Here is a 25,551-nt window from a genome sequence, read left to right as displayed (position 1 = left end):
GCAGGCTACCGGGCGCTCCGGGCACATGACGTCCGAGAGGCAGGGACTGGTCGGGCGAGGGGTGATGCCGCAGTAGGCAGAACCGCCGCGGCCACTTGGGCCCGCCCTGTCGTCACGAGACCAGCCGCTCAGTCGCGGCCGGGCGCTACCCCAGGTCTAGCGGCGCCGCCCTCGCAGAGTTGCGAGTCCGCCCCGAACGGCCCACCTGTTTGATAGACCCCGCCCGGCGCCGGGTGCCGACGCTCCGGCAGTCGCCATGGCGAGGGAGCACGGACAGCAGCCGAGGGTGACCGAAGCGGGCGGCCTGCGCCGACTGCACCTCTCCCCTAGGCTGCCACCTGACAGACAGCTGGGAGTCTTCATGCGCGGTGTGGGTAGCGGCCTCTTGATGGCCCTGGCGATGTTCCTGTGCGCGTCGCTAGGGGTGCTGGTCGCTGTCGAGCCGCGGCTAGCGCTGGCCGTCGTCCTGCTCCTGGCGGGTTTGCTCGTTCGAGCACGAACAGCGTTGGTCATCCTGCTTGCCTGCGTCGTGTCCCTGGGTCTCGTGCGGCGTGTCACGTCAGGTGGCCGGACCGAGACGGACCCGCTGTTGCTGTTGCCCATCGCTCTACTGGCGCTCGCACTCATGTGGAGCGTGGGGCGCGACCGCGGCGTGGCCTTGCGCAGAACCGACCCGGTCCTTGGTCTTGCGCTAGCGGCACTCGTGTTCCTGCCGCTAATTTCTTGGGCGCTTTCCGAGCGTTCGGTGGAAGCGCTCTACGTGGCCATCGTCTACTCGACCTGCTTCCTGGCGATGGCGACGGCTGCCTCGGGTCTGCTGCCCAACGCATCGGAGGCGGTCTCTCGAGCTGCGCCCTGGGCGACGCTGGCCATCGCTGGCTACGGGCTGGTCCAATTCCAGTTCCTGCCCTCGTGGGACCGGGCCTGGATGGTCGCCTCCAACCTCAGCTCGATCGGTGCGCCAGTGCCCGGCCAGGTCAGGGTGTTCGGGTCGCTGGAATCACCAGGTCCGTACGCACTCGTCCTCGGCGCGCTCATGTGCGTGGTCGCCCAGGGCGTTGTACGTGGTGCGGCTCGGCGACAACTGGCGCTGCGGGTTACGGCGCTGGCGGTCGCTGCGCCTGCCTTCTTCCTCACGGGCGTGCGCACCGGCCTGTTGTCGATGGCACTCGTCTTGCTGGTCGCCGCGGTCAAGACAAGGTCACTCGCGTTGGTCACCGTTGCCGTCGGCGCCAGCGCGGTGCTGTACGCCGTCGGGACACGCGTCATCGCGAGCTCAGCCGAGACCAACGTCTTCACCGTCGAGCGCTACACCGATCTGGGCGGCGACCAGTCGCTCGAGGCTCGCCTCCGGCTGCTCGACGGGGTCGGGCCAGCCCTGCGCCAACCATTGGGAACCGGATTCAGTGCCTCCGTTCAACGGGCGGACAACCTCTACATCGACCTGCTCGTGGCTGCCGGCCCCCTTGCACTCCTGGCGATGCTGGTGGTCGCCGCGATCACGGCGAAGCGCGCCGTGGCGGCGGACTGGAAGCTCCCCGGGAACGACCTCAGCCTGGCCGTGCTCTTCTCCATGGCCTTCACCGTCGCCGGCTCGACGTTCGCCACCACGTCGGGGCTAGCCGTCGCGCTCGCCTGGGGCTGGGTGCTCAGCGCGCCTCCCGCCCGTCCTGACCGCGATCGGGGCCGGGCTTCGGCTCAGGCCGTCCGACGTCACCCGGTCACGGGAGCGCAGCCGTGATGCGTTCTGCCATTGCCCGGTGGCCTGCCTCGTTGGGATGGAAGTGGTCGAGGCAGTAGTGGTCCCACCTCTGGAGCGCGCCGTTCATGGGCACGTAGCTCCGGGCAACGGAACGGGAGCCGCTCGCGTACTCGCGAAGAGCAGCGCTCGAGCCCGGGAAGTAGCGGTCGTCCAGGTCGGTCGGCCCAAGTATCACGACGTGGGCACCGCGAGCCCGGAGCGCATCCTGCAGGCCGACCATGTGATCGACGAACGCGGGCAGTGCCAGCAACTGCTCAGCAGTTCCCCACTTGAGCAGGCCGACCTTGACCCGCCAACGAGCCTCAGACTCGAGGCGTTGGGCCAAGCGCCTGTGCCGACTCGTCGAGAAGTATGGCCGCGGGTCGAGCCAACCGGTTCGCCGCCACCTGGCCGGCACGCACCGCAACGTTCGCTGGGAGGGTCGAAGAATGGCCTCCGTCGTCCCGTGCGCGATGATTGCCAGGTCGATGCCGTCGACCCCGGACGCGCGCAGCCGGGCCTCCGAGACGGCCACGGTCTGGGCGGACGCGGTGAAGTCGAGCAGTTCCGCCCCCAACGCCTCGGTCACGAGATCCGCGTAACGCGGTCCGCGGACTCCGAGGCCGTTGGCGATCGAGTCCCCGAACACCGCTACGCGCACGGCGCAACCCTAGGGCAGCGTACTCGGCAGGACCCTCGGTCGGCCGACCCCTTGGCTTGTCCCGCCGGCGAGACGGGGGCCATCAGATCACCGGCCGGGAGCGCTGCTCCTCGACCTGGTCCCCGCTGAGCTCGCACGCGTTCTCGCACTGGACACTGCGGAGATGGGACGGCCGGCGCTCCACGTCCCAGTCCAGATGGAGCGTCAGCGCCTTGCAGACAGGACAAGCCCGGGTCGCGTTCACTCAACGAGTGTCCCCCAGGGCCGCCCGGGTCGCCGGCGCGGGTCACGGTCGCGCCAGGTGGTCCGCGATCTTCTCTACGAGACCGTCGATGAGCGCCGCGCACTCGGCAGCCGCCACTGGGCCCCGGCGGAAAGGGTCGGCGATGTCGAGGCCCTCGGCGCTCGGTCGATTGGCCCCGACGTGGGCCACGGCCGCCCGGGCGTCGACCGGGCCCTCCAGACCCTCGACCCCGCGCGCGAACTGCCCCAGAGTGAAGACCTTGCGGAACGCCCCCGGGCTCTCGTCGAGGATCAAAGACCGGTGACGACTCTCCGCCGTCAGCACCAGGTCGGCGTCGTCGATCAGGGCGCGGGTGAGCGGCCGGCTGCGGAACTGCGCCGGGTCGAGCCCACGAGCGCGGGCCTCCGCGGCCATGTGCTCGTCCATCGGGTGGTCGGCGTAGCCGTGCGTTCCCGCCCCCGCGACGACGACGGCGTCGCCCGCCGCCGCCTGGAGTGCGAGCTCCATGTACGGCGAGCGGCAGATGTTCGCGGTGCAGACGACGAGGACCTTGAGCGGGGTTTCGAGGGGCGCTGGCGCGCCCACCTCGGCCGTGGTTTCGAGGGGCGCTAGCGCGCCCACCTCAACCAGCGGCTCGCGACCCACCTCAACCACCGGTTCGCGACCTACCTCGACCACCGGTTCGCCGCCGACCTCGACCCCAGGCGCGATGGCGGCGAGGACCGGCGCCAGCGCCTCCTCGACGGTCAGGCCCGTCGTGTCGACGACGACGTCCGCGTCCTCCGGCACCTCGTACGGCGCCGAGATGCCGGTGAAGTCGGGGATCTCGCCCGCGCGGGCCTTGGCGTAGAGACCCTTGCGGTCGCGCCGCTCGCACTCCTCCACGGGGGTCGCGACGTGCACCAGCACGAAGCGGCCTCCCGCGTCGGCAACCAGGCGGCGCACGTCGCGGCGAGTGGCGTCGTACGGCGCGATCGGGCTGCAGACCGCCACCCCGCCGTGCCGGGCGATCTCCGCCGCGACCCACCCGATCCGGCGGATGTTCGTCTCCCGGTCCTCGCGGGAGAACGTCAGTCCGGCCGACAGGTTCCTCCGCACGACGTCACCGTCGAGGCTCGTGACCGTGCGCTCCGTCGTCTCCAGCAGGTGGTCGACGAGCGCCCGCGCGACCGTCGACTTGCCGCTGCCCGACAACCCGGTGAAGAAGACCACCAGACCGGCGGCCCGCTCCGCCGCCGCGGTGCTGCTCTGCCCTCCCCCGTCACCCAGCTCGACCACCGGCGCGTCACCGGCGTACGCGGCCACGACCCGCTCCCGACGCTCCGCGTCGACGGCGACGTCGCCGGTCCGGGCCAGCGGCACCACCACCACGTGCACCGAGGACAGGCTGCGGACCGCCGCCAGGGTCGACCGCACCAGGCCCAGCGGGCTCGTCCCGCGGGGCCAGCCGTCGCCAGCGAGGACGAGCAGCAGCACCTCCCCGTCCGCGGCGGCCAGCTCGGCGCGCTGGGCGGGCGACAACGGCGACTCGACCGGCACACGGACGGCCCCGGGGTGCTGCTCGCGCACCTCGTCGGGGCTCAGGCGCAGGCGCCGGAACGGGCCGTGGGCGGGGCGTGCCAGCGGCTCCACGGTCCAGCCACCCGCGTCGCGAGCGTGCAGGCGAGCGAGAGGGAGACCTTCGGGATCGACCAGCTCGAGCAGGTCGGGCTCGTCGGCTGCGAGACCCGACGGCAGGTCGAACTCGCCGGCATCGACGGGCCCGGGGAGGACACCCCAAGCCCGGAGCTCCAGGTCGTCGAGCACGCGAGGACTCGGGCAGTGCTGCGTCGTGGCCACCGCGCCATCCTGCCAGCGACCCGGGCCGGGGCAGGAGGAGCCGCCCTGCTCTCTGGGGTTCAGCAGGGCGGCTCCCGGCGGAGGCCGCAGGCTCCCGGACGTCAGGGATCCCGGGGGCAGCGTCACTCCGCGATCTACTCTGGCACGCCCCCACCGCGGGCACAAAGGGTGCTGGGACAAGTTCTGGACCTCTTGCGTGCGCCCCGCCCGGGGCCTCGGGCTCCCTTGGGGCCTGCAAGCAGTTGCTAGCGCACGAGCGGCGCACCGCCGCCGCGTCCCGCCTGAACTTTCAACCGTCATGTGGCCCGCCTCACCGCAACAGGGGTTGTCAGCGCTAGCTACAGTTAGCACTATGGAACTCATGGCGAAGGGCAAGGTCGGCAAGACCGTCGAGACTCTCGGGGAGTACCTCAAGGAGCAGCGCACCTCTGCGCAGCTCTCCTTGCGGCAGCTCGCCGACCAGGCAGGCGTGTCGAACCCCTACCTCAGCCAGATCGAGCGCGGTCTCCGCAAGCCCTCGGCCGAGGTGCTGCAGCAGATCGCCAAGGCACTGCGGATCTCCGCCGAGCAGCTCTACCTCCGGGCGGGCATCGTCAGCCCCCCGGACGGCGAGGGCGGTTCGGTCGAGCTCGCGGTCCTCGCCGACCCGCAGCTGACGGAGCGGCAGAAGCAGTCCCTGCTCGAGGTCTACGCGTCGTTCCTGGCGCTGAACGGCCAGGGCGACGGCTGACCCACCGGCACTGCTCGCCGCTCGATCGCGCGGTGCACATCCTCCGAGCGCGGCCCTGAGCCGCCTCACCCCAACCGAAGGAGTGAACATGGCTTCCGCCAAGTTCGACATCAAGACCGAGGCCAACAAGACCCTCTACGCCGGCGCCGGCGTCATCGACCTCGCCGTCGAGGCCGTCCGCGAGTACGTCGCGACGACCCAGGCCCGGGTGACCGAGGCGCAGAAGAGGGCCACCTCGTTCGACTTCGAGCCGAAGGCGCTGCGCGACCAGGCGGTCAGCACGGTCAACGCCCGCATCGAGGCACTGACCACCGAGGCCAAGGAGCGCCGCGCGGCCGTCGAGGCCCGGATCGCCGAGCTGCAGGCCGAGGCCCGGGCCATCCCGGAGAAGGCGCAGAAGCGCGCCGACGAGTACGTCTCGACCGCGACCGCCACCTACACCGACCTCGCGAAGCGGGGCGAGACGCTGGTGGCGCGCATCCGCCGCCAGGAGTCCACGCAGCAGGCCGCCGCTTCCGCGAAGTCGACCGCCTCCCGTGCGAAGGCCACCACGACCACCGCGGAGAAGACCGCGTCGTCGGCGAAGTCGACCGCGACCACGACCGCGAAGCGCACGGCCGCCGCGGCCAAGGACGCCGCGACGTCCACCCCGGCCAAGAACGCCACGGCGACCACGCGCAAGCGCGCCGCGACGACGAAGAGCACGGCGAAGGCGACCGGCACCACCGCCAAGAAGACGGCGGCCAAGACCGCCACCGCCGCGAAGGACGCCGCCGCCAAGGTCGGCGACTGACCGAGCAGCACCGAGGACGGGCCCGCGGCGTCGCCGCGGGCCCGTCCTACGTCCCGGCGCCGGGACGGTCCGACGAGGGCACCGTCCCGCGTCGCTGCCACTGACGCGTCCGCTCGCGGAACGCGCGGGTCCGTACGCCGACCGCCGCGGCGGCGCCGCGGAACGTGCCCGTCGCCTCGATCGCGCCCAGCTCGCTCGGGTGGAAGACCGTCACCGCCAGCACCCGCCGGGCGTCCGCGGCCGACCGGACGTCCCGGGCGGACCGCCGGAGTCCGACCAACGTGCGGTGGCCGGGGAACCGGCCCACCGACACCTCCGGGTCCGACGCCTGACGGGCCGTGACCAGCCCCTGGCCGGACGGCCGCCCCGCCGGCGGGGAGCCGAGGAGCCACGCTGCGACCGCCGCCGTGCGACGCCGGGCGGGGGTCGACAGGACCGTCGCGCTGTGACCGACCCGCTCGAGCATTCGCACGTCCGCCAGGCTCCGCAGCCACGCCCAGTCGTCCTTGGCGGCATGGCTCGCCGAGTGCTCCAGCGCGTCCCGGACGCCGAGCGTCGCCACCTCCCGGCCGCCCACGTCGACCAGGGCCCGCCGGCCCCACAGCTCGTCAAAGGTCGGGAAGGCGTCGCGCGCCGTCGCGAGGTGCCAGTGGAGGTCGACCGCGACCCCCCGACCCGTCAGCGGCACCTCGCAGTAGTTGCGCACGGTGAACCGCCAGGCCCACGTCGGCCCCGGTGCGGGGTAGGCGCTGCTCGGGTGCCACCCCGCCGACCGCAGGGCCCGGTAGGCGACCTCGACGTCCGCGGGCGGCACCAGGAGGTCGAGGTCCCCCGACCCGCGGGCGGTGTAGTCGCCGTACGCCTGGGCGGCCAGGGCGACCCCCTTCACCGTCAACGCCCGCACGCCCGCGTCCTCGAGCACGTCGAGGACCCGATGGAGGTCGTGGGCCATGACGAGGCACGGCATCCGGCCCCGTCGTCCCTCGCTGCGGAGCCGCTCGGTCACGGCCGCGGGCAGGTCCAGGCGGTCGAGGTGCATCGACAGGAAGACGACGACGCGGTGCCGGTCGGCGGCGGCGAGGAACTCGTCCCCGCCGACCTCCGGCGGAAGGCGGAACACCCGCCCGTCGTCCGCCAGCACGACCCGCAGCGCCCCGCGTACCGCCTCGACCGAGGCGGGCGTGTACGGCAGGTCGGGTCGTGATGCCGGAGGACGCCGCACCAGCGACACCCTAGTGTGGGGTCCCGTGAACGTCTTCGTGATGCAGAGCTGGATCGGGCTCGCCGTGCTGGTGGCGCTGCTCCTGGTGAAGGGGTTCAGCCTCGTCAACGCCCTCGCCCACCGCGCCGACGCCTACGACGCCGCCGGCAAGCTCACGAAGCAGAAGTGGGTCGCGATCCTCGCCATCGGCTTCGTCCTGCAGCTCGCGGTCTTCCTGTTCTACCTGGGCTTCCTCGGCACGATCCTCAACCTCGGCTTCACCATCGCGGCCTTCGTCTACCTCGCCGACGTGCGCCCCGCGCTCAAGGACGTCATGCGTCCGCGCTGGTGACGTACTCCTCCAGCTGCTCCAGTGCGTCCCGCGGCACGAAACCGGTGGCCTCGACCTTGGCCAGGTCGAGCGCGCTGTTGCGCGGCCGCGGCGCCAGGGTCTTGCCGGCCTCGTACTCCTCGGTCGTGATGGGCGTGACGTCATCGGCCGAGCGTCCCGCCAGCTCGTAGACCCGCTTCGCGTAGTCGGCCCACGACAGCACGTCGCCGCCGCCGGTGACGTTGTAGGTGCCGTACGGCGCGCCCGTGTCCACGAGGTGCCGCACCGCCCGCGCCAGCTCGCTGGTGAAGGTCAGCCGGCCGCGCTGGTCGTCGACGACCGTCGGGGTGACGCCGTTCCCGGCCAGGGTCTGCATCGTGCGGACGAAGTTCTTCCCGTCGCCGATCACCCACGACGTGCGCAGCAGGTAGTGGCGCGGCGCGGTGCCCACCGCGAGATCGCCGGCGGCCTTGGCCTGGCCGTAGACCCCCAGCGGGCTGAGGCGCTCGTCCTCCGGGTGCAGCGGGTGCGTGCCGTCGAAGACGTAGTCGCTCGACACGTGCACCAGCGTGAAGCGGTGCTCGGCCGCGAGCCGGGCCAGCGTGGCGGGCGCCGTGGCGTTGGCCGCCCAGCAGACGACCCGCCCCTCCGGGGTCTCGGCCGCGTCGACGGCCGTGTACGCCGCGGCGTTGAGCACCACGTCGTAATCGTTCCAGGGCCACGCAGCGACGGCGTCGGCGTCGGTGAGGTCGAGGCGCTCGACCCCGTCGCCCGGCTCGCCGAGGTCCACCAGGTCGGCGCCGGGGAACACGGCCTGCAGGGCGCGCCCGAGCTGGCCGCGGGCGCCCACGACGAGCGCGCGGCGCGGCTGCATCGGGGTGACGTCGGCGAGGCGCGGGTTGCCCTGGTCCTTCGCGGAGATCTCGGCCTCGGCGAGCGGGATCGGCCACGGGATCGCGGAGGACTCGTCACCGAGGTGCAGCGCCGGGTAGGTGCGGCCCGGCACGTAGTGGTCGTTGACCAGGTACGTGTACGTCGTGCCGTCCTCGAGCGCCTGGTAGGAGTTGCCGACGCCGCGCGGCACGAAGACCGCGACCGACTCGTCGATCTCGATCCAGAACGTGGTTCCGAACGAGTCGCCCTCGCGCATGTCGACCCAGGCCGCGAAGACGCGACCCGTCGCCACCGCGACGTACTTGTCCCACGGCTCCGTGTGGATGCCGCGCGTGGCGCCGCGCGTCGCGTTGTAGGAGACGTTGTTCTGCACCGGGCCGAAGTCGGGCAGGCCGAGCGCGGTCATCTTCGCCCGCTGCCAGTTCTCCTTGAACCAGCCCCGGCTGTCGCCGTGCACGGGCAGGTGCACGACCAGGAGGCCCGGGATGGGGGTGGTCTCGACGCTGAGCTGCTGGGTCATCGGGTCCTCCGTCGTGGCTTCGAGACGCTCGTTCCTCGCTCCTCGACCACCGGTTACTGGCCCTTCGCCGCGTAGGTCGCCTCGACCGCGGTCTTGTGCGGGCGCCACCAGGCCTCGTTGTCGCGGTACCACTGGATGGTGCGGGCCAGGCCCTCGGCGAAGTCGGCGTACCGCGGCGCCCAGCCCAGCTCGGTGCGCAGCTTGGTGGAGTCGATGGCGTAGCGCAGGTCGTGCCCGGCGCGGTCCGTCACGTGCTCGAAGTCGTCGGCGGGGCGGCCGAACGCCTCGAGGATCATGCCGACCACCTCGAGGTTGTTGCGCTCGCCGTCGGCGCCGATCAGGTAGGTCTCCCCGATCTCGCCCCTCTGGAGGATCGTCCAGACCGCCGACGAGTGGTCGTCGGCGTGGATCCAGTCGCGCACGTTGAGCCCCGCGCCGTACAGCTTCGGGCGGCCGCCGTCGATCACGTTCGTGATCTGGCGGGGGATGAACTTCTCGATGTGCTGCCACGGCCCGTAGTTGTTCGAGCAGTTCGAGACCGTCGCCCGCACCCCAAAGCTGCGCACCCAGGCGCGCACCAGGTGGTCCGAGCCCGCCTTCGACGCCGAGTACGGCGAGGACGGCGTGTAGGGCGTCGCCTCGGTGAACCGGTGCGGGTCGTCGAGCTCGAGGTCGCCGTACACCTCGTCGGTCGAGATGTGGTGGAGGCGCACGTCCGCCTTGCGCACCGCCTCGAGCAGCACGAAGGTGCCGACGAGGTTGGTCTGGATGAACGGGCTGGGGTCGCTCAGCGAGTTGTCGTTGTGCGACTCGGCGGCGAAGTGCACCACCGCGTCGTGGCGGGCCACGAGCGGCTCCACGACGGCGGCGTCCGCGATGTCGCCGACCACGAGCTCGACCCGGTCGGCCGGCAACCCGGCGAGCGACTCGCGGCTGGCGGCGTAGGTCAGCTTGTCGAGGACCGTCACCGTCGCGTCCGTGTGCGCGAGGAGGTGGTGCACGAAGTTCGAGCCGATGAACCCGGCTCCGCCCGTCACGAGGATGCGCTGCATGGGCGCCACCCTAGAGTGAGCGCATGCGCGGAATCATCCTGGCCGGCGGCACGGGCTCGCGGTTGCACCCGATCACGCTCGGCGTCAGCAAGCAGCTCGTGCCCGTCTACGACAAGCCGATGATCTACTACCCGCTCACCACGCTCATGCTGGCGGGCATCCGCGACATCCTCATCATCACCACGCCCCACGACGCGGAGCAGTTCCACCGGCTGCTCGGCGACGGCTCGCAGCTGGGTGTCGCGATCACGTACGCCGTGCAGCCGAGCCCCGACGGGCTCGCGCAGGCGTTCGTCATCGGCGAGGACCACATCGGCGACGAGACGGTCGCGCTCGTGCTCGGCGACAACATCTTCTACGGCCCGGGGCTCGGCACGAAGCTGCGGCGCTTCGAGGACCTGGACGGCGCGGCGGTGTTCGGCTACCAGGTGGCCGACCCCACGGCGTACGGCGTCGTCGACTTCGACGAGCACGGCGTCGCGACCTCGATGGAGGAGAAGCCGACGCACCCGAGGAGCAACTACGCGGTGCCCGGCCTCTACTTCTACGGCAACGACGTGGTCGAGCGCGCGAAGGTGCTCCAGCCGTCCGCCCGCGGCGAGCTCGAGATCACCGACCTCAACCGCACCTACCTCGAGGAGGGCCGGCTGCAGGTCGAGATCCTGCCGCGCGGCACGGCGTGGCTCGACACGGGCACGTTCGACTCCCTCAACGACGCCTCGAACTTCGTGCGCACCCTCGAGGGCCGCCAGGGCCTGAAGATCGGGTGCCCCGAGGAGGTCGCCTGGCGCATGGGGTTCCTCAGCGACGACGAGCTGCGCGAGCGCGCGGCGCCGCTGCGCAAGAGCGGGTACGGCGCCTACCTCGAGGGCCTGCTCGACTGAGTCCGCGCGCGGCGCGCCCCGTCCTGGAGCGGCGCCGACGTGACACGACCGGGGCCCGCCATCCCCCAGGACCGGCGGGTCCCGGCCGTGTGTCCGGGGAGGGTGACGTCGTGCTCAGTAGGCCCCTCGAGAGCCCAGCACGGCGCCGACGGTGCGCACGAGGATGCTGAGGTCCTGCATCATCGACCAGTTGTCGACGTAGTAGATGTCGAGACGGATGGCCTCGTCCCACGACAGGTCGGAACGCCCCGAGACCTGCCACAGTCCCGTCATGCCGGGCCGGACCCGCAGGCGGCGGCGCATGTCGTCGTCGTAGCTGACGACCTCGCTGGGCAGCGGCGGTCGCGGACCGACGAGGCTCATCTCCCCGCGCAGCACGTTGAAGAGCTGGGGCAGCTCGTCGAGGGAGAAGCGGCGCAGCCAGCGGCCCGGCTTCGTGATCCGCGGGTCGTCCTTCATCTTGAACAGCCCCCCGGAGAACCCGGACTCCGACTGCAGGCCCGCCAGACGCGCCTCCGCGTCGACCACCATCGTGCGGAACTTGAGGCAGGCGAACTCCACGCCGTCCCGTCCCGTACGGGTCTGGCGGAACAGCACCGGCCCGCGGTCGAACACCCACACCCGCAGAGCGGCGAGCGCGAGGACCGGGCTCAGCACCACCACGAGGCCAGTGGCCCCGAGGAGGTCGAAGGTGCGCTTGGCCCAGCGGGACGCCTGCGCGGACCGTGCGGTGTCGAGGTGCATGAGGGGGAGCCCGCCCACCGGGCGCACCCGCACCCGCTCGCGGGCGACGTCGGTCACGCTCGGCGCGACCACGACGTGCGTGCGGTGCTGCTCGAGGTCCCACGCCGCGCGGCGCATGTCGTCGGAGGTGCGGAACGCGCCCGAGGCGAAGAACACGACGTCGGCCTCGGCCGCGCTCGCGACCTCCGCGATGCGCTGCGTGTCGCCGAGCACCTCGATGCCGGAGTCGGTGACGTCCTTGACGTGGCCCATCGGGGTGACGGCTCCGACGACCTGGTAGCCCAGCCACGTCTCCCGGTCGAGCACCGCGGCGATCTCGTCGACGTGGGACGGGCGGCCGGCGATGACGACCCGGTAGCGCAGGAGGCCGAGCCGGTGGGCCTTGTGGAGCGCGCGGCGCAGACCGAAGCGACCGATGAGCAGCAGCGGGATGCCGAACCCGACGGCGAGCAGGAAGAACCCGCGCGACAGGGGGAACTTGGCCAGGTAGCAGCCGATGCCCACCGCGGCCGCGGTGTAGAGCGAGGCGTTGAGCACCCGGCGGTACTCGTCCGGTCCCGCCCCGAAGACGGAGCGGTGGTAGCCGCCCACCGCGGCGATGAGGGCGACCCAGCCGAGGAACATGAGGGGGCCGACGACACCAAGGGTGTCGGCCACGTTGTCGGAGCCCGGCCGGGACGCCAGGAGGTGGTCGCGCCCCGCCAGGGCCAGCGCCGCCGTCAGGGAGATGGCGGCCACGTCGGTCAGGAAGGCGGTGACGGGCAGGTAGCTGAGGGCACGGTGGCGGACCGAGCGGGTGGCCGCGGGCGCGTCGTCGCGTTGCGCTGTCTCGACGACGACAGACATGCAGGCTCCGAGGGGACGAGAAGGGGGTGGCAGACCTTCATTGTCAGGCACCAGCCGCGGTTCGTGAACCAGGATGCGTTAAGAATGAATGAACGTGGTCACAGTGAACGCGGTTCTGTGGCCACGCTTCATCACATCGGGTGAGTTTCGCCGTCGAGCCCGCGGTGGCGGACACTACGATCCACGGGACGTCGCCGAACGAAGCTGGAGCTCATGACCCTGCGGGACTACCTGCGCATCATCCGGGCCTCCTGGCTCGTCATCACCCTCGTGGCCCTGACGACGGTGGCGGCCTCCGCGGCCTACACGTTCCTGGTGACGCCGCAGTACGAGTCGACGGCCCGGTTGTTCATCAGCACGCAGCAGAGCGACGTGGGCGAGTCCTTCACCGGTGCCCAGTTCTCCGCGCAGCGCGTGACGTCCTACGCCGACCTCGTCCGCAGCCGCGAGCTGGCCGCCGACGTGGTCGACGACCTCGGGCTCGACGCCCAGCCCGGCGACCTCGTCGGTGCGGTGTCCGCCAGCGTGGTGCCGGAGACGGTCAACCTGGAGATCCGCATCGTCGACGAGGACCCCAACGAGGCCCAGCGCCTGGCCCAGGGGTACGCCGAGGGCATGGTCGACCTCGTGCGGGAGCTGGAGACCCCCGTCGGGTCGACCGTGGCGCCGATCAAGGCGACCATCGTCGATCCGGCCAGCTTCTCGGACACGCCCATCTCGCCCCAGCCCGTGCGGAACCTCGCCCTCGGTCTCATCCTCGGCCTGCTGCTCGGCGTCGCCGTCGCGGTGCTGCGCGACCTCCTCGACACCACGGTGAAGACGACCGACGACATCGAGGCCGCCACCGCGGCACCCATCGTGGGCGCCATCGGCTACGACACGACCGTCAAGAGCGACCCGCTCATCACGTCGCTACCCCCGCACGCCCCGCGGGTCGAGGCCTTCCGGGTGATGCGCACCAACCTGCAGTTCCTCGACGTCGACAAGGCCTCGAAGGTCATCGTCGGCACCTCCGCCGTCCCCGGCGAGGGCAAGACCACCACGATGGTGAACCTGGCCCTCGCCCTCGCCCAGGGTGGCGAGCGCGTGCTCCTCATCGAGTGCGACCTGCGCCGCCCCAAGGCCGCCCAGGCGCTCGGGCTGGACTCCAGCGTCGGCGTCACCACGATCCTGGTCGGCAAGGCGGCCGTCGCCGACGCGGTGCAGAAGCACGCGGGGTCGGGGCTCCGCCTCCTCGCCAGTGGCGCTGTGCCGCCCAACCCCGCCGAGCTCATCCAGAGCCAGGCGATGCGTGACCTGCTGGCCGAGGTGCGGCGCGACTACGACGTCGTGCTCATCGACGCCCCGCCGCTGCTGCCCGTCACCGACGCCGCGCTCCTGGCCGCCCAGGCCGACGGCGCCCTTCTCATCGTGCGCCACGGCAAGACCACCCACGACCAGCTGGCCGGCGCCGTCAACCGCCTCGCCCAGGTCGACGCAACTCCGCTCGGCGTCGTGTTCAACATGACGCCGAGGAGCGGCGGGGGCTACGGGTACGGCTACGGGTACGGCTACGGGTACGGGTACAGCCCGGTGGAGTCGTCGGCGCCGACGCCCAGGAGCCGCGGCGGCAAGCGCGCCCGCGGCTGAGACCTCACCGACCCGAGCGGCCGACTCCGCGCCTCACCGACCCCGGACCGCCGGCGCCTCAGCAGGCCGCCGCGGCCACGATGTCCAGGTCCGCCGGCGTCACTCCCGGGGTGGTGTCGACGACGACGTCGCCCGTCTGGTCCTCCCCCGTCGTCATCGTCCACCGCACGTCGGCGGTGAACCCCGGCTCGAGCTCTACGAGCACCGTCACGACCGGCCGTCCGTCGAGCTCGACGGTGGGCGGGACGGGGAGCGGGGCGTCGTTGAAGGTGACGTCCTCGACCTCACCGCCGACCGGCCCCACGATGTTCACGGCCACCAGCTGCTTGCCGGGCTCGATGCCGTACACCCCCGCGCCCGTCACGTACCTGGGAAGCGCAGCGGCGTCGGCCGGGGCGTCGGACAGGAGGTAGGCCCGGCCCGTGAGGCCCTGCACGCCGGCCCGGCAGCTCGTGGCCGTCACGTGCACCTCGTGGCGCAGGAAGTAGGACATCTTCGCCCCGGTCGCGTCGTTGAGGTAGACGCCGACCTGCGGGTCCGCCGCCGGGTCGGCGACGAGCTCCCCGGCGATGGCCGTGCCGCTGAACGCCGCCTGCTCGGTCTCGGCGAAGGAGTGCACCTTGAGACGGCCCTCGTCGGTACCCCGCGCCAATGCCTCGATGAGGGCGCGCGGGTTCTCCCCGCCCCCCGTCAGCTCCGCGAAGATGGTGCTCGCCGCCGCCTGGAAGTAGGCGTCCTGGTCGGCGGGGTCCTCGTAGCGCAGGTACACCTGGTGGAGCAGCTCGTCGACCACGTTGGCCTGCGTGAGGGTGGGCCCGCCCGGCACCTCGACCGGCCCCGTCGCCCCCAGCACGTAGGACAGCGTCACCGGGTCGAGGGTGAGCACGCCGTCCACGGGCTCGTACTCCTGCTCCCAGCGCGCCCGCCACAGGGCGGCGGAACGGGGGAAGTCGGGCGTGAAGTTCGCGTCGAGGAAGTAGGTGCCCAGCTGGCGGCCCCAGATGTCCTCCTCCGCCTCGCTCAGCTCGAGCACGGGTTCGTCGGTGCGCCCGAACGAGCTGCCCGCCGCCTGCCGCGTCAGCTCGATCGCCCCCGCGTTCGCGGTGACCAGGGAGGCCGACCCCGGGAGCCCACCGCCCGCACGGATCTCGGCGTTGTTCTGGAACACCAGAAGGTAGTTGCGGGGACCCTCCGCGCCGAGCATCGACGGCAGCACCTGCACGGCGCGGTCGGCCGTGTCCAGGGCGTCCGCCGCGCGGTCCACCTGCCGGACGACCTCGCGGTACTCGTCGCGCAGGGTCGCCTGGTAGCCCGACGGGTCGTGCTCGGCGAGGCGCTCCCGCGCGTCGGCGAAGGCCGCGTTGCCCGCTGCCACCGGGCCGGCGAGGCCCTCGACGGCTGCGAGGTCGATGCGTCCGTCGCGGGGCGTCAGCGACTCGAGGTCGCGCGCCGTGGCCACCAGCGGCTCGAGGCCGTCCGCCGCCAGGTCGTCCAGCACGGCGCTGACGGTGCGGACGCCGTCGAGGTCGTCGCCCACCACGGGAGCCCAGGTCAGGGTCGACCACAGCGGCCCGCCCGTGCGGTCCGCGGCCGATCCCGCGTGCTCCCGCAGGTCGGCGAGGGCGGCGTCCGACGCGGCGTCGTCGCCGGCGGTCACGGCCTGCTGCAGCCGCTGCGCGTCGTCGGCCGCCGCGGTGAGGTCGCGCGTGGTCGACAGCACCTGCCACGCGGCGTACAGCCCCAGGACGAGGAGCAGTGCCGCGAGCAGGAGGACCGGCAGCTTCCAGCCGCGGAGAGCACGCATGGCGTGACTCTAGCGACGCCTCAGCGCAGGCGCGGACGGACGTGCAGTCCGACCTCCGGGTCGACGACGACCTCCTGCGCCGCCGGCATCCCGCCGGCGTCGAGGACCGCGTCGAGCGGCACGTTGCGCTTCACCATGGCGAGCGCGATCGGGCCGAGCTCGTGGTGGCGCGCCGACGTGCCCACGAAGCCGACGACCTTGTCGTCGTGCCGCAGCTCGGCCCCCACGGCGGGCAGCACGATCTCCGTGCCGTCGAGGTGCAGCAGCGTCAGGCGCCGCGGCGGGCGCCCCAGCGTGTGCACGCGCGCCACCGTCTCCTGGCCCCGGTAGCAGCCCTTGTCCAGGTGCACCGCCGGCCCGATCCAGCCCGCCTCGTTGGGGATCGTGCGGTGGTCGGTGTCGAGCCCGAGCCGGGGCTCGCCGCGCTCGATGCGCAGCGCCTCGAACGCCCACAGGCCGCACGCGGGGCCAGCCGCCGCGGCGTACGCCTCGAGCTGGTCGCGGGGCACGAGCTCGTACGCCGAGTACGGCGCCTCCCCCGCCGACGAGGGCCGCCAGGTCAGCGCCCAGTCGGCGGTCACGTCGGCGATCTCGACCTCGCTCCAGAACTTCATGCGCTCGAGGAAGGTGACGAGGGCGGCCGCCTGGCCGGGCTCCGTGTGCGCGACGAAGGCCTCGCCGTCGTCGTACCCGTAGAAGGCGTGCTCGACGTGGCCCTGCGGGCTCAGCAGGAGCACGCCCGTCCACTCGCGGGGGGCGAGGTCGAGCAGGTGCTGCGTCGTCAGCGAGTGCAGCCAGGTCAGGCGGTCGGGCCCGGCGACCCGCACCACCTCGTGGTGGGAGAGGTCGACGAAGCCCTCGCCGGCCACCAGCGTGCGCTGCTCGGTGATGAACGAGCCGTAGTGCGCGGCGACCGGGGCGTCGACACCGTCACCGGCCACGGCCCCGGGGAGCGAGAGGAGCGGGCTGGTCTCAGGCATCGTCGGTCCTTCGGTCGGAGGGCGGGCACGCCACGCACGTGCCGAAGACCGCCAGGTGGCCCGTGTCCGCCACGAACCCGTGACGTTCCCGGAGCCGGTCCGTCAGGCCGGCGGCCTCCGCAGCGTCAACAGAGCTGACGCGGCCGCAATTCCGGCACACCAGGTGGAAGTGCTCGTGGTCGGGGTCGACGGCGTGGAACGTGGGGGCCCGGTCGCTGAGGTGGGCGTGGCGCACGAGGCCGAGGCCCTCCAGCACCTCGAGGGTGCGGTAGACGGTGGAGAGGTTCACCGCCGACGAGGAGCGCCGCACCTCGGCCAGCACCTCGTCGGGCGTGGCGTGCCGCAGCGTCGTGACCGCCTGGAGGATGAGCTCGCGCTGGGGGGTGAGCCGGTAGCCCTGGGCCCGGAGACGACTGCGCCAGTCGTCACCGGTGCCCGGCGGGTGCGCGTGCTCCCCCACGGCTCAGACCCGCTGCAGTCGGGCCCAGGTGCGGGGCTGCAGGCCGTGCTCCGTCGTCGAGCGGTCGTAGGCGTAGAGCAGGTCGCCCTCGACGTTGCCGTAGAGCCGCTTGCCGCCGGTGACCTCCTCGGCGTCCTCGACCCGGCCGACCGCGTCGGTGACGATCTCCATCCGGCCCGCGCCGGCCTCGCCGGCCCAGATCTCCACGACGCCGTTCTCGTGGGCGAGGAGCAGCTCGACCTTGCCCTCGGGCCGCGCCAGCAGGAAGCCCGTCTCGATGGCGTCGTCGCGCACCTTCTCACCGTCCGCGTCCACCACCCAGGAGCGCGCCATGTAGTGGAAGAACGGGCGGCCGTCGTGCGTGAAGATGAGCTCCTGGCCGAACTCGTAGGACTCGATGGTGGGGTAGGCGCCGTGCCCGTTGCCCCGCCACGTGCCGAGCATCCAGGCGATCGGCCCGCAGTCGGGGTGCAGGTCCAGCGGCAGCTCGAAGGGCATCAGCGCACCCGCGGGGCGCGCAGGAGGCGGACGAGGGGGCGCGACGCGACCGCGGCCAGGGCCAGCGGGGCGCACGCGAGCGCAGCGATCAGGACGGCATCCACGCGCGCCAGTCTATCCGCGCCCGTCCGCACCCCCGCCTAGGCTCGGGCGCATGCGAAGCCTCCGGATCAAGGTCACCTGCGGCTCCGAGGACCCGGAGCGGTGCAACCAGGCGTTCACGGTGGCGGCCGCCGCCGCCGCGGCGGGCGCCGACGTCGGCCTCTGGCTCACGGGCGAGGCCGCCTGGTTCGCCCTGCCGGGCCGCGCCGAGGAGTTCGCGCTCCCCCACGCCACGGCCCTGGCTGACCTGCGCGACACCGTGCTCGAGCTGGGCCAGGTGACGGTCTGCACCCAGTGCGCCGTACGACGGGGCATCACCCCCGACGCGGTGCTCCCCGGGGTGCGCGTCGCGGGCGCCGCGACGTTCGCCGAGGAGATCCTGGCCGACGGCGTACAGGCGCTCGTCTACTGACGCGCCGGGGTCGCGGGGTCGACGTCGCGCACATGCGGCGAGGCCCCCGCCGGAGCGGGGGCCTCGCCGTGGAGCGGTGGTGCTGTGATCAGGGGCGACCGGTACGCGTGACCCACACGTAGAACGAGCGGCTCGTCTCCTGGTAGGCCTCGTCGTACGGGAAGAACGTGACCGTGACCTGGTAGTTGGCCGGCACGGGGCGCAGCAGGAAGTTCGGCGTCCAGATGCGGCGCGTGCTGCCGAAGTAGTCGTACGACGTGGCGCGGATGTCGGCCGTGCCGACGCGGCGGACGGTCGTGACGACCTCGCCCTCGACGCGCGAGCCGTTCGAGCCGACGAAGAACACGGTGAGCGGCTTGGCGGCGTTGGCGCGGCCGTACTGGTACGGCGCACCCACGACGATGCGCGAGCCGACGGTGTAGGTGCCCGGGTACGGCTCCTCCGCGGCGGACGCGGGAGAGACACCGGTGCCGGCGACCAACCCAGCGGTCATGAGGACCGCCGAGAAGACCGCGACGAGAAGCTTCTTCATGAGAACCCCTGACGTTGATCTGGCTTGCGGTGGACGAACCCCTCACCCACCTGCGGAGAACAGTAGGGCACGAATGGCTGCTGCCCTACCGATGTGGGACAAATCCCCTCTAGCAGGGTAAAAGTTCACCCGCCCGCAACACGCGCCGTGGCGTCACGCCGCGACTTCCAGCCCCAGGAGCCGTCGGACCTGCGGCGGGGACATGGGGTCCCGGCGGACTAGACCACCCAGCTCGCGGGCCCGGTGGACGAGGTCGACGTTGCCGCCCACGGGCTCGCCCGGGGCCAGCGTCAGGGTGTCCTCCATCCCCACCCGGAGGTGGCCTCCCTTCGCCAGCGCCGTCATCGCGACGGGCAGTGCCGTGCGCCCGATGCCCGTCGCGGACCAGGAGGTCACGGCGGCTGGGAGGGCGGCGACCGCGGCGACGAGGGCGTCCGCCGTACCCGGCAGCCCGCCCGGCACGCCCAGGACGAGGTCGCAGTGCACCCGCCCGCCCGGCGGGAGCCCGTGGCGGTCGAGGAGCCGCCCGAGCTTGTGCACGTGGCCGAGGTCGAACAGCTCGAACTCGGGCGCGATGCCGCGCTCGCAGGCACCCTGGTAGAGCTCCTGCACGAAGGGCCAGGGGTTGAGGAAGACGTCGTCGCCGAAGTCGACGGTGCCGACCGTCAGCGAGCACGAGTCGGGGGCGGCGTCGAGCACCCGCAGGCGGGCGTCGTACCCGTCGTGCACCGAGCCGCCGGTCGACAGCTGCACCACGAGGTCGCACGACTCCCGCAGCGCCGCGACGGTCTCGGCCAGCCGACCGGGGTCGAGCGTCGGCTCGTGGTGCTCGTCGCGCACGTGGACGTGGATCATCCCGGCCCCGGCGGCCTCACACTCCTGCGCCGTCGCGACCAGCTCGTCGAGGGTGGTCGGCAGGGCGGGGCAGTCCGCCTTCGCGGTCTCCGCGCCGGTCGGGGCCACGGTGAGGAGCAAGGCGGTCGGGTCGTCCGGCATGGCGGGCATGCTGCCAGGAGATCGTCCGGCGAGCCAGGGTCGGAGCAGGACGGGATCGCGCTCCACGGCGGGGGATTCAACCCCCGACCGCTCCGTTACCTATGGTGGGGCGGTTGGCGTCCCCGAGGTTCCCGGAGTGCGTGCGTGACCGACACCCTGTCCCGGACCGGGGCCTCGCCCGACGGCGGACCCACCCCCACCCGGGGCGGCCGGCGCGTCAAGGTCGCCACCGGCCCCCGCAAGGACATCCAGGGGCTGCGGGCCGTCGCGGTGCTGCTCGTCGTGGCCGAGCACCTCACCGGCTGGCCCCACGGCGGCTTCATCGGCGTCGACGTGTTCTTCGTGATCTCGGGCTTCCTCATCACCGGCCTGCTGCTGCGCGAGCACGAGCGCACCGGCCGCATCTCGTTCACGTCGTTCTACCGCCGGCGCGCCCGCCGCATCCTGCCCGCGGCGACCCTCGTGCTGGTCGTGACCGCCGTCGGCGCCTGGCTCGTCTACCCCGAGACCCGGGCGCGCACCGTCGGCGTCGACGCGATCTGGGCGTTCTTCTTCGCCGGCAACTACCGCTTCGCCTCGGCGGACACCGACTACTTCGCGGCCACCGCCGACGCCTCGCCGCTGCAGCACTTCTGGTCGCTGGCGGTCGAGGAGCAGTTCTACTTCGTCTGGCCGTGGTTGATGCTGCTCGCCCTGACGCTGCTGGCGCGGGCGGGCCGCGGGCACCACTCCCGGCTCCTGGCCGGCGGGATGATGACCGTCATCGTCGTGGGCTCCTTCGCGTGGGGCCTGCACGAGACGCTGGACCGCCCGGCGTGGGCCTACTTCTCCACGCTGGCCCGCGTCTGGGAGCTCGGCCTCGGCGCCCTCCTCGCCATCGCCACGCCCCTGCTCGCCGGGGTGATCGGTCGTCGCACCGGCGCCGTCGTCAGCTGGAGCGGCCTCGGGCTCATCGTCGCCGGCGCCTTCCTCGTGAGCGCCGAGCAGGGCTTCCCCGTGCCGTGGGCCGCGCTGCCGGTGGTCGGCAGCGCGCTCGTCATCGCCGGCGGCGTGGGGGGCACACCGCCGTACCTCGCGCCGCTGACGAACAAGGCCATGACCTACGTGGGCGACCTGTCGTACTCGCTCTACCTGTGGCACTTCCCCGTCATCGTGCTGCTGGCGGCGGCGCTGCCGTCGGACTCGGCGCTCTACCTCGTCACCGCCCTCGTCGTCATGTCGATCCTGACGGTCACGAGCTACCACTGCTTCGAGAACCCGATCCACCACTCCTCCTGGCTCGAGCCACGCTCGCGCCGCAAGGCCCCCGAGGCCCGCCGCTCGGCCCGCGCCGCGCGCGTGCCCGGCTCGCCCGGCCTCCGGGTGCCCGGCGGGCGCCACGTGGTGCTCGGCGTCGTCGGGGTGCTCGCCGCCGTCGGCACCGTCGGCGTCGCCATCGCCGTCGCGCCGCAGACCCAGGTGCGGGGCGAGGCCGAGCTGCGCGCAATCGTCGCCGCCCCCGACGACGGCACCGCGACCGGCGCCTGGCGCAAGGACGTCGCCCGCGCGCTGCTCGCCACCGAGTGGCCGACCCTGACCCCCAGCGTGGACGAGCTGGGCCGCGACGACATCGTCGACCCGTGGAGCGAGGACGGCTGCCTCGCCTTCGAGGACGGTGCCGACCCGGACCCGATCGTCAACGCCCGCCGCTGCGTGTACGGCGACCCCGACGCCGACCGCACCCTGGCCGTGCTCGGCGACTCGATCGGCATCTCCTGGGTGCCGGCCATCGAGGAGGCGTTCGGCGAGACCTGGCGCATCGAGGTGTGGACCGCGCGACAGTGCACCGTCGCCGACGTCGAGGTGACCGAGACCGACGGCGGGGCCTACCCCGAGTGCTCCGACTTCCGCCGCGACGCCCGCGCGGCCCTGGCGGCCGAGAACCCCGACGTGCTCGTCGTGACCTCCGAGGGCGACCCCCGCCAGGTCGCCGGCACCGAGGGCACCGACGACGCGTTCGCCCGGTTGGGCGAGGGCCTCGCGACCGCGGCCGAGGAGCTCGCGCCCATCGCGGAGCACACCGTCTACCTCCCGCCGCCGCCGCCCGGACTGCCGCTCACCGAGTGCCGCACGGGGACCGCCGTGCCGGCTGACTGCGTGCGGCGCCCGGCGGGCCTGCCCGGCCCCTGGTACGACGCGTTCCGCGCCGCCGCCGAGGACAACGGCGCGGCGTTCGTCGACGTCGTGCCGTGGTTCTGCGTCGGGGGCGTCGGCTGCCCCGGGTTCGTCGACGGCGTCCCCGTGCGTGCGGACGCCGCGCACCTCACGGATCCGATGTCGCGCAAGGTCGCGCCGCTCGTGCGCGAGGGCTTCGCCGCGGCGCTGCCCGAGGTGTTCGCGGGCTGAGGCACCGCGCCCCGCGGGTCGGGGGGCGTGCGGGTCAGGGCGTGCGGGTCAGGGCCAGGTAGACGAGCACGAGGGTCAGCGCGGACAGCAGCGTGAGCAGCGTGTACTGCAGCACGTTCTTGCGCCGGCGCTGCTCGACGGGGCTCGGGCGGCGGGACATGAGGGCTCCTCGGGGCGACGCCGAACGGGGCTGGCTCGGCTCGGGTGACGGTGGATCACGGACGACGAGACACTGCGCTGACCCGAGGTTCGCAGGAGCAGAGGTGGCAGCCCAGGGGGGACTGGACCGGCGCGGGGGTGAGGCGCGTCACCGCGCGAGCGGCGCGAGCCTCCGATCGAGGACGACCTCGGCGAGGCTCGCCCCGCTGGTGGCGTCCACCAGCTCCACGAGCGTCCCGGGGATGGTGAGCGGCGGGGACACGACGGTGGTGCCCGGCCGCAGCTCCAGCGTCAGGTAGGCACCGTTGCCCGAGTCGACGTGGGCGGCGAGGAGGAGGGCGGCGCGGCTGCGGGGAGAGGTGATCGCCAGCGCGCCGTTGCGCAGGGTCATGGTCGGTTCCGCGGCGGAGCTCGCGGACGGGGCCGGGGCAGGGGCCACGAGCACGGTCGCAGCCGGGGGCGCCTCGGTGAGGAGCGACGTACGCATGACCGCATCGTGCTCCGACCGGAGGCCCACCTGAGCCGGATTGTCGGAACCTTGCGCCTAGCCTGAGTGACCCTCGCGTCGACGTGTCGTGCGGGTCACGGAACGCCGACGGGGGAGCCCGGGCGCAGTGCCCGGGCTCCCCCGCAGGATGGTGCTCAGGTGGTGCTCAGATGGCGATCTCGACCTCGGCGACGACGCCGGTGCGAGCCACCACCGTGCGGTCGACGGTGTCGGCCTTCGGCGCCAGCGTGCGCAGGGTCCACTCCCCGTCGTTCGCGAAGAACCGGAAGTGACCGCTGGCCGACGTCGGGACCTCGGCGGTGAACTCACCCGAGCCGTCGAGCAGGCGCACGTAGGCGTTGCCGACGGGCTCGCCGGCGCGCAGCACCTGGCCCTGGATCACGGCCTCCTTGGCGACGTTCACGCCGTCGAGCGACAGGCCGCCCTCGGTGGCGCCGCACATCTCAGGCGCCCTGCCCGTCGGCGGTGCCGGGCTCGTCGCCCAGGGCGACCGGGACGCCGACGAGCGAGCCGTACTCGGTCCACGAGCCGTCGTAGTTCTTCACGCTGGAGTGGCCCAGGAGCTCCTTGAGCACGAACCACGTCAGCGAGGAGCGCTCGCCGATGCGGCACAGGGCGATCGTCTCCTTGGAGTCGTCGATGCCCGCGTCGGCGTAGAGCGCCTTGAGGTCCTCGTCCGACTTGAAGGTGCCGTCGTCGTTGCAGTTCTTGCTCCACGGCACGTTGATCGACGTGGGCACGTGGCCGGCGCGCTGCGCCTGCTCCTGCGGGAGGTGCGCGGGGGCCAGCAGGCGCCCGGCGTACTCGTCGGGGCTGCGGACGTCGACCAGGTTCTTGACGCCGATGGCCGCCACGGCCTCGTCGCGGAACGCGCGGATCGAGCGGTCCTGCTCCTGCGCCGTGTACGACGTGGCGGGGCGCTCGACGACGTCGGCCGTCAGCTCGCGGGAGTCGAGCTCCCACTTCTTGCGGCCGCCGTCCATGAGCTTGACGTCGGCGTGGCCGTAGAGGGTGAAGTACCAGAACGCGTACGCCGCGAACCAGTTGTTGTTGCCGCCGTAGAGCACGACGGTGTCGTCGTTGGAGATGCCCTTGCGGGAGAGGAGCTCCTCGAACTGCTGCTTGTTCACGAAGTCGCGGCGGACCTGGTCCTGCAGCTCCGTCGTCCAGTCGAGCTTCACGGCGCCACGGATGTGGCCCTTGTCGTAGGACGAGGTGTCCTCGTCGACCTCGACGACGACGATCCCGTCGGTGTCCAGGTTGTCCTCGACCCACTGCGTGGTGACGAGAGCGGTCTCGCGGCTCATGTAGGTACTCCTCTGCGCCTCGGGGCGCGGTTGGGGGCGGGGATGGAAGTCGGGTGGGACTCGTGCGGCCTCGGCGCGGTGGTCACGCCCGCGCCGTCGCGCGACGGGCGAGGAGGTAGACCTCGCAGCCGAGGCAGAGGGCGAACACGGCGTTGAGCAGGGCGGCCACGAGCGCCAGCCCGACGGCGACCTGGGCGACGACCACGGCGCCGGCCAGCAGCGCGACGAGCCCGACGCCGGTGAAGACCAGGCCGACGGCCTGGGCGAAGCGGGGCGGCGCGACGTCCTCCAGCTCGGCCGGCGGGGCCAGCCGGGGACGGACGAGGACGCGGAACACCCAGGCGTACGGCGTGTGCTGCGGCCCGGCGGCGGCGCCGAGGGCGAACACGGCGACCTGGGCCGCGAGCAGCACGACGGCCGCGGTCGAGTCGCCCAGCACCAGCACGAGGGCCAGCACGACGGAGGTGAGGCCGGCGGCGACCTGGGGGCCGCGCGGGTCGATCTGGCGGGCGCCGGGCCGGGCAGGACGCTCGGGGGCGGCCACGGTGTGCGGCTCAGGGGGCATGGCGGGAACCTGACGGGTCGGCGGTGGGCGGGGGCTCACGGTGACGCGGTCGGGTGCGCGCGCGGCGCGACGGGGACGGCGTCGGTCAGGTCGGTCGACACAGCGCGGAGCGCACGCGGCAGTGGTCGACTGCGCGTCGCTTCGTCAGCAGGGTCGTGAACACGAGGTCCAATGTAGGGGCGGCACAGGAGCGCACCGAACGGCGGAGTCGCATCGTGAGACAGGGTTCCGCGATGTGGACTACGCCGTCGACCTCCGCCCGTGGCACGGGGGGCCCGGCGGCACCGTGGCTCAGGCGGCCGACGACGCGGCGAGGGCGCTGCCGTCGACGGGCCGCAGCACGACGAACGCGGTGCCGCCGGGGCCCCCGACGAGCACGTGGCTGCCCTCCCGCAGCGGGGTGGCGCCCCGCACGGGGGCCCCGTCGACGAACGTGCCGTTCGTCGAGCCGAGGTCACCGATCCACCACGCCCCGCGGGCGAGGTAGACCATCGCGTGGTGCCGCGAGACCCGGTGGTCGCGGAACCGGACCCGGCAGCCCTGCGCGCGCCCGACGAGCGCGCCGGAGCGCACCCGCACGAGGTCACCGCCCCCGGTCACGAGCGCCAGCTCGTCCACGCCCCGGATGACGTCAGTGCGCATCCCCGGGCCGCGGGTCGGAGCGGCGGCCGGGCGCACCGGCGGGCGCACCGGCGGGCGCACGGGCTGGCCCGCCCCACGTGGCGCCGGGCGGG

General features: G+C 72.9%; 26 protein-coding genes. 8 read left to right on the top strand and 18 right to left on the bottom strand.

Translation table 11 applies throughout. From position 1 onward, the window contains the following. Positions 1–388 precede the first annotated feature (388 nt). A complete protein-coding gene (locus tag KK617_RS02520) occupies positions 389–1,741 on the top strand; it encodes a hypothetical protein (protein WP_277497842.1) in 1,353 nt (450 codons plus the stop codon). On the opposite strand, the gene KK617_RS02515 is transcribed toward KK617_RS02520, so the two are convergent. Together KK617_RS02515 and cysC are read right to left on the bottom strand one after the other, a co-directional pair. Beyond that, complete coding sequence (locus KK617_RS02515; protein WP_277497841.1) at positions 1,722–2,402, bottom strand: GDSL-type esterase/lipase family protein; 681 nt, start codon at positions 2,400–2,402, stop codon at positions 1,722–1,724. The two genes, KK617_RS02520 and KK617_RS02515, sit on opposite strands and share 20 nt — an antisense overlap. 286 nt (positions 2,403–2,688) lie before the next feature. Further along, positions 2,689–4,485 carry an adenylyl-sulfate kinase gene (cysC, locus tag KK617_RS02510; RefSeq protein WP_277497839.1) on the bottom strand — a complete coding sequence of 599 codons (1,797 nt, stop codon included), beginning with the start codon at positions 4,483–4,485 and terminating at the stop codon, positions 2,689–2,691. 352 nt (positions 4,486–4,837) lie between these two features. On the opposite strand from cysC, the gene KK617_RS02505 reads away from it, so the two are divergent. After that, positions 4,838–5,215: a helix-turn-helix transcriptional regulator gene (locus tag KK617_RS02505; RefSeq protein WP_277497837.1), complete on the top strand. Its 378-nt coding sequence runs from the start codon at positions 4,838–4,840 to the stop codon at positions 5,213–5,215. 88 nt (positions 5,216–5,303) lie between these two features. After that, positions 5,304–6,008 (top strand): hypothetical protein, encoded by a 705-nt coding sequence (locus tag KK617_RS02500; RefSeq protein ID WP_277497835.1) that lies wholly within the window; start codon positions 5,304–5,306, stop codon positions 6,006–6,008. 46 nt (positions 6,009–6,054) lie between these two features. On the opposite strand, the gene KK617_RS02495 is transcribed toward KK617_RS02500, so the two are convergent. Then, positions 6,055–7,230: a nucleotidyltransferase family protein gene (locus tag KK617_RS02495; RefSeq protein ID WP_277497833.1), complete on the bottom strand. Its 1,176-nt coding sequence runs from the start codon at positions 7,228–7,230 to the stop codon at positions 6,055–6,057. A gap of 25 nt (positions 7,231–7,255) precedes the next feature. Here KK617_RS02495 and KK617_RS02490 point away from each other — a divergent pair, with 25 nt between their 5' ends. Beyond that, entirely contained in the window at positions 7,256–7,561 is a 306-nt protein-coding gene (locus KK617_RS02490; protein ID WP_277497831.1) for a DUF2516 family protein, read from the top strand. On the opposite strand, the gene KK617_RS02485 is transcribed toward KK617_RS02490, so the two are convergent. Both KK617_RS02485 and rfbB read right to left on the bottom strand, forming a co-directional pair. Then, a complete protein-coding gene (locus KK617_RS02485) occupies positions 7,542–8,954 on the bottom strand; it encodes a bifunctional dTDP-4-dehydrorhamnose 3,5-epimerase family protein/NAD(P)-dependent oxidoreductase (protein ID WP_277497828.1) in 1,413 nt (470 codons plus the stop codon). The genes KK617_RS02490 and KK617_RS02485 overlap by 20 nt on opposite strands. 53 nt (positions 8,955–9,007) lie before the next feature. Continuing rightward, positions 9,008–10,006, bottom strand: coding sequence for a dTDP-glucose 4,6-dehydratase (rfbB, locus tag KK617_RS02480; protein WP_277497826.1), 999 nt, complete (start codon positions 10,004–10,006; stop codon positions 9,008–9,010). Positions 10,007–10,029: 23 nt separating this feature from the next. Here rfbB and rfbA point away from each other — a divergent pair, with 23 nt between their 5' ends. Beyond that, positions 10,030–10,890 (top strand): glucose-1-phosphate thymidylyltransferase RfbA, encoded by an 861-nt coding sequence (gene rfbA, locus KK617_RS02475; RefSeq protein ID WP_277497825.1) that lies wholly within the window; start codon positions 10,030–10,032, stop codon positions 10,888–10,890. Between the two features lie 114 nt (positions 10,891–11,004). On the opposite strand, the gene KK617_RS02470 is transcribed toward rfbA, so the two are convergent. Continuing rightward, a complete protein-coding gene (locus KK617_RS02470) occupies positions 11,005–12,480 on the bottom strand; it encodes a sugar transferase (protein WP_277497823.1) in 1,476 nt (491 codons plus the stop codon). A gap of 213 nt (positions 12,481–12,693) precedes the next feature. Between KK617_RS02470 and KK617_RS02465 the strand changes: the two genes are divergently transcribed. After that, positions 12,694–14,109 (top strand): polysaccharide biosynthesis tyrosine autokinase, encoded by a 1,416-nt coding sequence (locus KK617_RS02465; RefSeq protein WP_277497822.1) that lies wholly within the window; start codon positions 12,694–12,696, stop codon positions 14,107–14,109. A 58-nt stretch (positions 14,110–14,167) separates the two neighbouring features. Here KK617_RS02465 and KK617_RS02460 read toward each other — a convergent pair whose 3' ends face one another. The 4 genes from KK617_RS02460 to KK617_RS02445 are packed head-to-tail and all read right to left on the bottom strand — an operon-like array spanning position 14,168 to position 17,851. Continuing rightward, positions 14,168–15,913 carry a DUF4012 domain-containing protein gene (locus KK617_RS02460; protein ID WP_277497821.1) on the bottom strand — a complete coding sequence of 582 codons (1,746 nt, stop codon included), beginning with the start codon at positions 15,911–15,913 and terminating at the stop codon, positions 14,168–14,170. A 20-nt stretch (positions 15,914–15,933) separates the two neighbouring features. Beyond that, entirely contained in the window at positions 15,934–16,893 is a 960-nt protein-coding gene (locus KK617_RS02455) for a folate-binding protein (RefSeq protein ID WP_277497820.1), read from the bottom strand. Then, positions 16,886–17,353 carry a transcriptional repressor gene (locus tag KK617_RS02450; protein ID WP_277497819.1) on the bottom strand — a complete coding sequence of 156 codons (468 nt, stop codon included), beginning with the start codon at positions 17,351–17,353 and terminating at the stop codon, positions 16,886–16,888. Before KK617_RS02450 ends, KK617_RS02455 begins: the two co-directional genes overlap by 8 nt. 3 nt (positions 17,354–17,356) lie before the next feature. After that, positions 17,357–17,851 carry an FABP family protein gene (locus KK617_RS02445; RefSeq protein WP_277497818.1) on the bottom strand — a complete coding sequence of 165 codons (495 nt, stop codon included), beginning with the start codon at positions 17,849–17,851 and terminating at the stop codon, positions 17,357–17,359. Positions 17,852–18,005: 154 nt separating this feature from the next. Between KK617_RS02445 and KK617_RS02440 the strand changes: the two genes are divergently transcribed. After that, positions 18,006–18,365, top strand: a complete 360-nt coding sequence (locus tag KK617_RS02440) for a DsrE family protein (RefSeq protein WP_277497817.1) — start codon at positions 18,006–18,008, stop codon at positions 18,363–18,365. Positions 18,366–18,453: 88 nt separating this feature from the next. On the opposite strand, the gene KK617_RS02435 is transcribed toward KK617_RS02440, so the two are convergent. Both KK617_RS02435 and KK617_RS02430 read right to left on the bottom strand, forming a co-directional pair. Further along, positions 18,454–18,897, bottom strand: a complete 444-nt coding sequence (locus KK617_RS02435) for a hypothetical protein (RefSeq protein ID WP_277497816.1) — start codon at positions 18,895–18,897, stop codon at positions 18,454–18,456. Between the two features lie 153 nt (positions 18,898–19,050). Continuing rightward, positions 19,051–19,893, bottom strand: coding sequence for a 3-keto-5-aminohexanoate cleavage protein (locus tag KK617_RS02430; protein ID WP_277497815.1), 843 nt, complete (start codon positions 19,891–19,893; stop codon positions 19,051–19,053). A 144-nt stretch (positions 19,894–20,037) separates the two neighbouring features. Between KK617_RS02430 and KK617_RS02425 the strand changes: the two genes are divergently transcribed. Further along, complete coding sequence (locus KK617_RS02425) at positions 20,038–22,278, top strand: acyltransferase family protein (protein WP_277497814.1); 2,241 nt, start codon at positions 20,038–20,040, stop codon at positions 22,276–22,278. Positions 22,279–22,312: 34 nt separating this feature from the next. On the opposite strand, the gene KK617_RS02420 is transcribed toward KK617_RS02425, so the two are convergent. The 6 genes from KK617_RS02420 to KK617_RS02395 all read right to left on the bottom strand — a co-directional run. Continuing rightward, entirely contained in the window at positions 22,313–22,438 is a 126-nt protein-coding gene (locus KK617_RS02420; protein ID WP_277497813.1) for a hypothetical protein, read from the bottom strand. Between the two features lie 147 nt (positions 22,439–22,585). Beyond that, entirely contained in the window at positions 22,586–22,924 is a 339-nt protein-coding gene (locus KK617_RS02415; RefSeq protein ID WP_277497812.1) for a hypothetical protein, read from the bottom strand. Positions 22,925–23,090: 166 nt separating this feature from the next. Continuing rightward, positions 23,091–23,387, bottom strand: coding sequence for a DUF1416 domain-containing protein (locus KK617_RS02410; RefSeq protein WP_277497811.1), 297 nt, complete (start codon positions 23,385–23,387; stop codon positions 23,091–23,093). Between the two features lies 1 nt (position 23,388). Further along, the gene (locus KK617_RS02405) at positions 23,389–24,252 is read right to left on the bottom strand and encodes a sulfurtransferase (RefSeq protein WP_277497810.1); all 864 of its coding nucleotides are present in this window, start codon (positions 24,250–24,252) and stop codon (positions 23,389–23,391) included. A gap of 82 nt (positions 24,253–24,334) precedes the next feature. Beyond that, positions 24,335–24,817, bottom strand: coding sequence for a DUF4395 domain-containing protein (locus KK617_RS02400; RefSeq protein ID WP_277497809.1), 483 nt, complete (start codon positions 24,815–24,817; stop codon positions 24,335–24,337). A 291-nt stretch (positions 24,818–25,108) separates the two neighbouring features. Next, on the bottom strand, positions 25,109–25,551 hold a 443-nt coding region (locus KK617_RS02395), incomplete at its 5' end, for an FHA domain-containing protein (RefSeq protein ID WP_277497808.1).

Source organism: Nocardioides sp. ChNu-99 (assembly GCF_029493445.1).
Lineage (GTDB): Bacteria > Actinomycetota > Actinomycetes > Propionibacteriales > Nocardioidaceae > Nocardioides.
This window is presented reverse-complemented; position numbering and strand designations above follow the sequence as displayed.

Bases quoted from the DNA above. Each gene is read 5' to 3' on its own strand.
- KK617_RS02520 (WP_277497842.1), top strand. From the start codon at position 389: ATGGCCCTGGCGATGTTCCTGTGCGCGTCGCTAGGGGTGCTGGTCGCT.
- KK617_RS02505 (WP_277497837.1), top strand. From the start codon at position 4,838: ATGGAACTCATGGCGAAGGGCAAGGTCGGCAAGACCGTCGAGACTCTC.
- KK617_RS02500 (WP_277497835.1), top strand. From the start codon at position 5,304: ATGGCTTCCGCCAAGTTCGACATCAAGACCGAGGCCAACAAGACCCTC.
- KK617_RS02485 (WP_277497828.1), bottom strand. From the start codon at position 8,954: ATGACCCAGCAGCTCAGCGTCGAGACCACCCCCATCCCGGGCCTCCTG.
- rfbB (WP_277497826.1), bottom strand. From the start codon at position 10,006: ATGCAGCGCATCCTCGTGACGGGCGGAGCCGGGTTCATCGGCTCGAAC.
- rfbA (WP_277497825.1), top strand. From the start codon at position 10,030: ATGCGCGGAATCATCCTGGCCGGCGGCACGGGCTCGCGGTTGCACCCG.
- KK617_RS02470 (WP_277497823.1), bottom strand. From the start codon at position 12,480: ATGTCTGTCGTCGTCGAGACAGCGCAACGCGACGACGCGCCCGCGGCC.
- KK617_RS02465 (WP_277497822.1), top strand. From the start codon at position 12,694: ATGACCCTGCGGGACTACCTGCGCATCATCCGGGCCTCCTGGCTCGTC.
- KK617_RS02460 (WP_277497821.1), bottom strand. From the start codon at position 15,913: ATGCGTGCTCTCCGCGGCTGGAAGCTGCCGGTCCTCCTGCTCGCGGCA.
- KK617_RS02455 (WP_277497820.1), bottom strand. From the start codon at position 16,893: ATGCCTGAGACCAGCCCGCTCCTCTCGCTCCCCGGGGCCGTGGCCGGT.
- KK617_RS02445 (WP_277497818.1), bottom strand. From the start codon at position 17,851: ATGCCCTTCGAGCTGCCGCTGGACCTGCACCCCGACTGCGGGCCGATC.
- KK617_RS02440 (WP_277497817.1), top strand. From the start codon at position 18,006: ATGCGAAGCCTCCGGATCAAGGTCACCTGCGGCTCCGAGGACCCGGAG.
- KK617_RS02435 (WP_277497816.1), bottom strand. From the start codon at position 18,897: ATGAAGAAGCTTCTCGTCGCGGTCTTCTCGGCGGTCCTCATGACCGCT.
- KK617_RS02430 (WP_277497815.1), bottom strand. From the start codon at position 19,893: ATGCCGGACGACCCGACCGCCTTGCTCCTCACCGTGGCCCCGACCGGC.
- KK617_RS02420 (WP_277497813.1), bottom strand. From the start codon at position 22,438: ATGTCCCGCCGCCCGAGCCCCGTCGAGCAGCGCCGGCGCAAGAACGTG.
- KK617_RS02415 (WP_277497812.1), bottom strand. From the start codon at position 22,924: ATGCGTACGTCGCTCCTCACCGAGGCGCCCCCGGCTGCGACCGTGCTC.
- KK617_RS02410 (WP_277497811.1), bottom strand. From the start codon at position 23,387: ATGTGCGGCGCCACCGAGGGCGGCCTGTCGCTCGACGGCGTGAACGTC.
- KK617_RS02405 (WP_277497810.1), bottom strand. From the start codon at position 24,252: ATGAGCCGCGAGACCGCTCTCGTCACCACGCAGTGGGTCGAGGACAAC.
- KK617_RS02400 (WP_277497809.1), bottom strand. From the start codon at position 24,817: ATGCCCCCTGAGCCGCACACCGTGGCCGCCCCCGAGCGTCCTGCCCGG.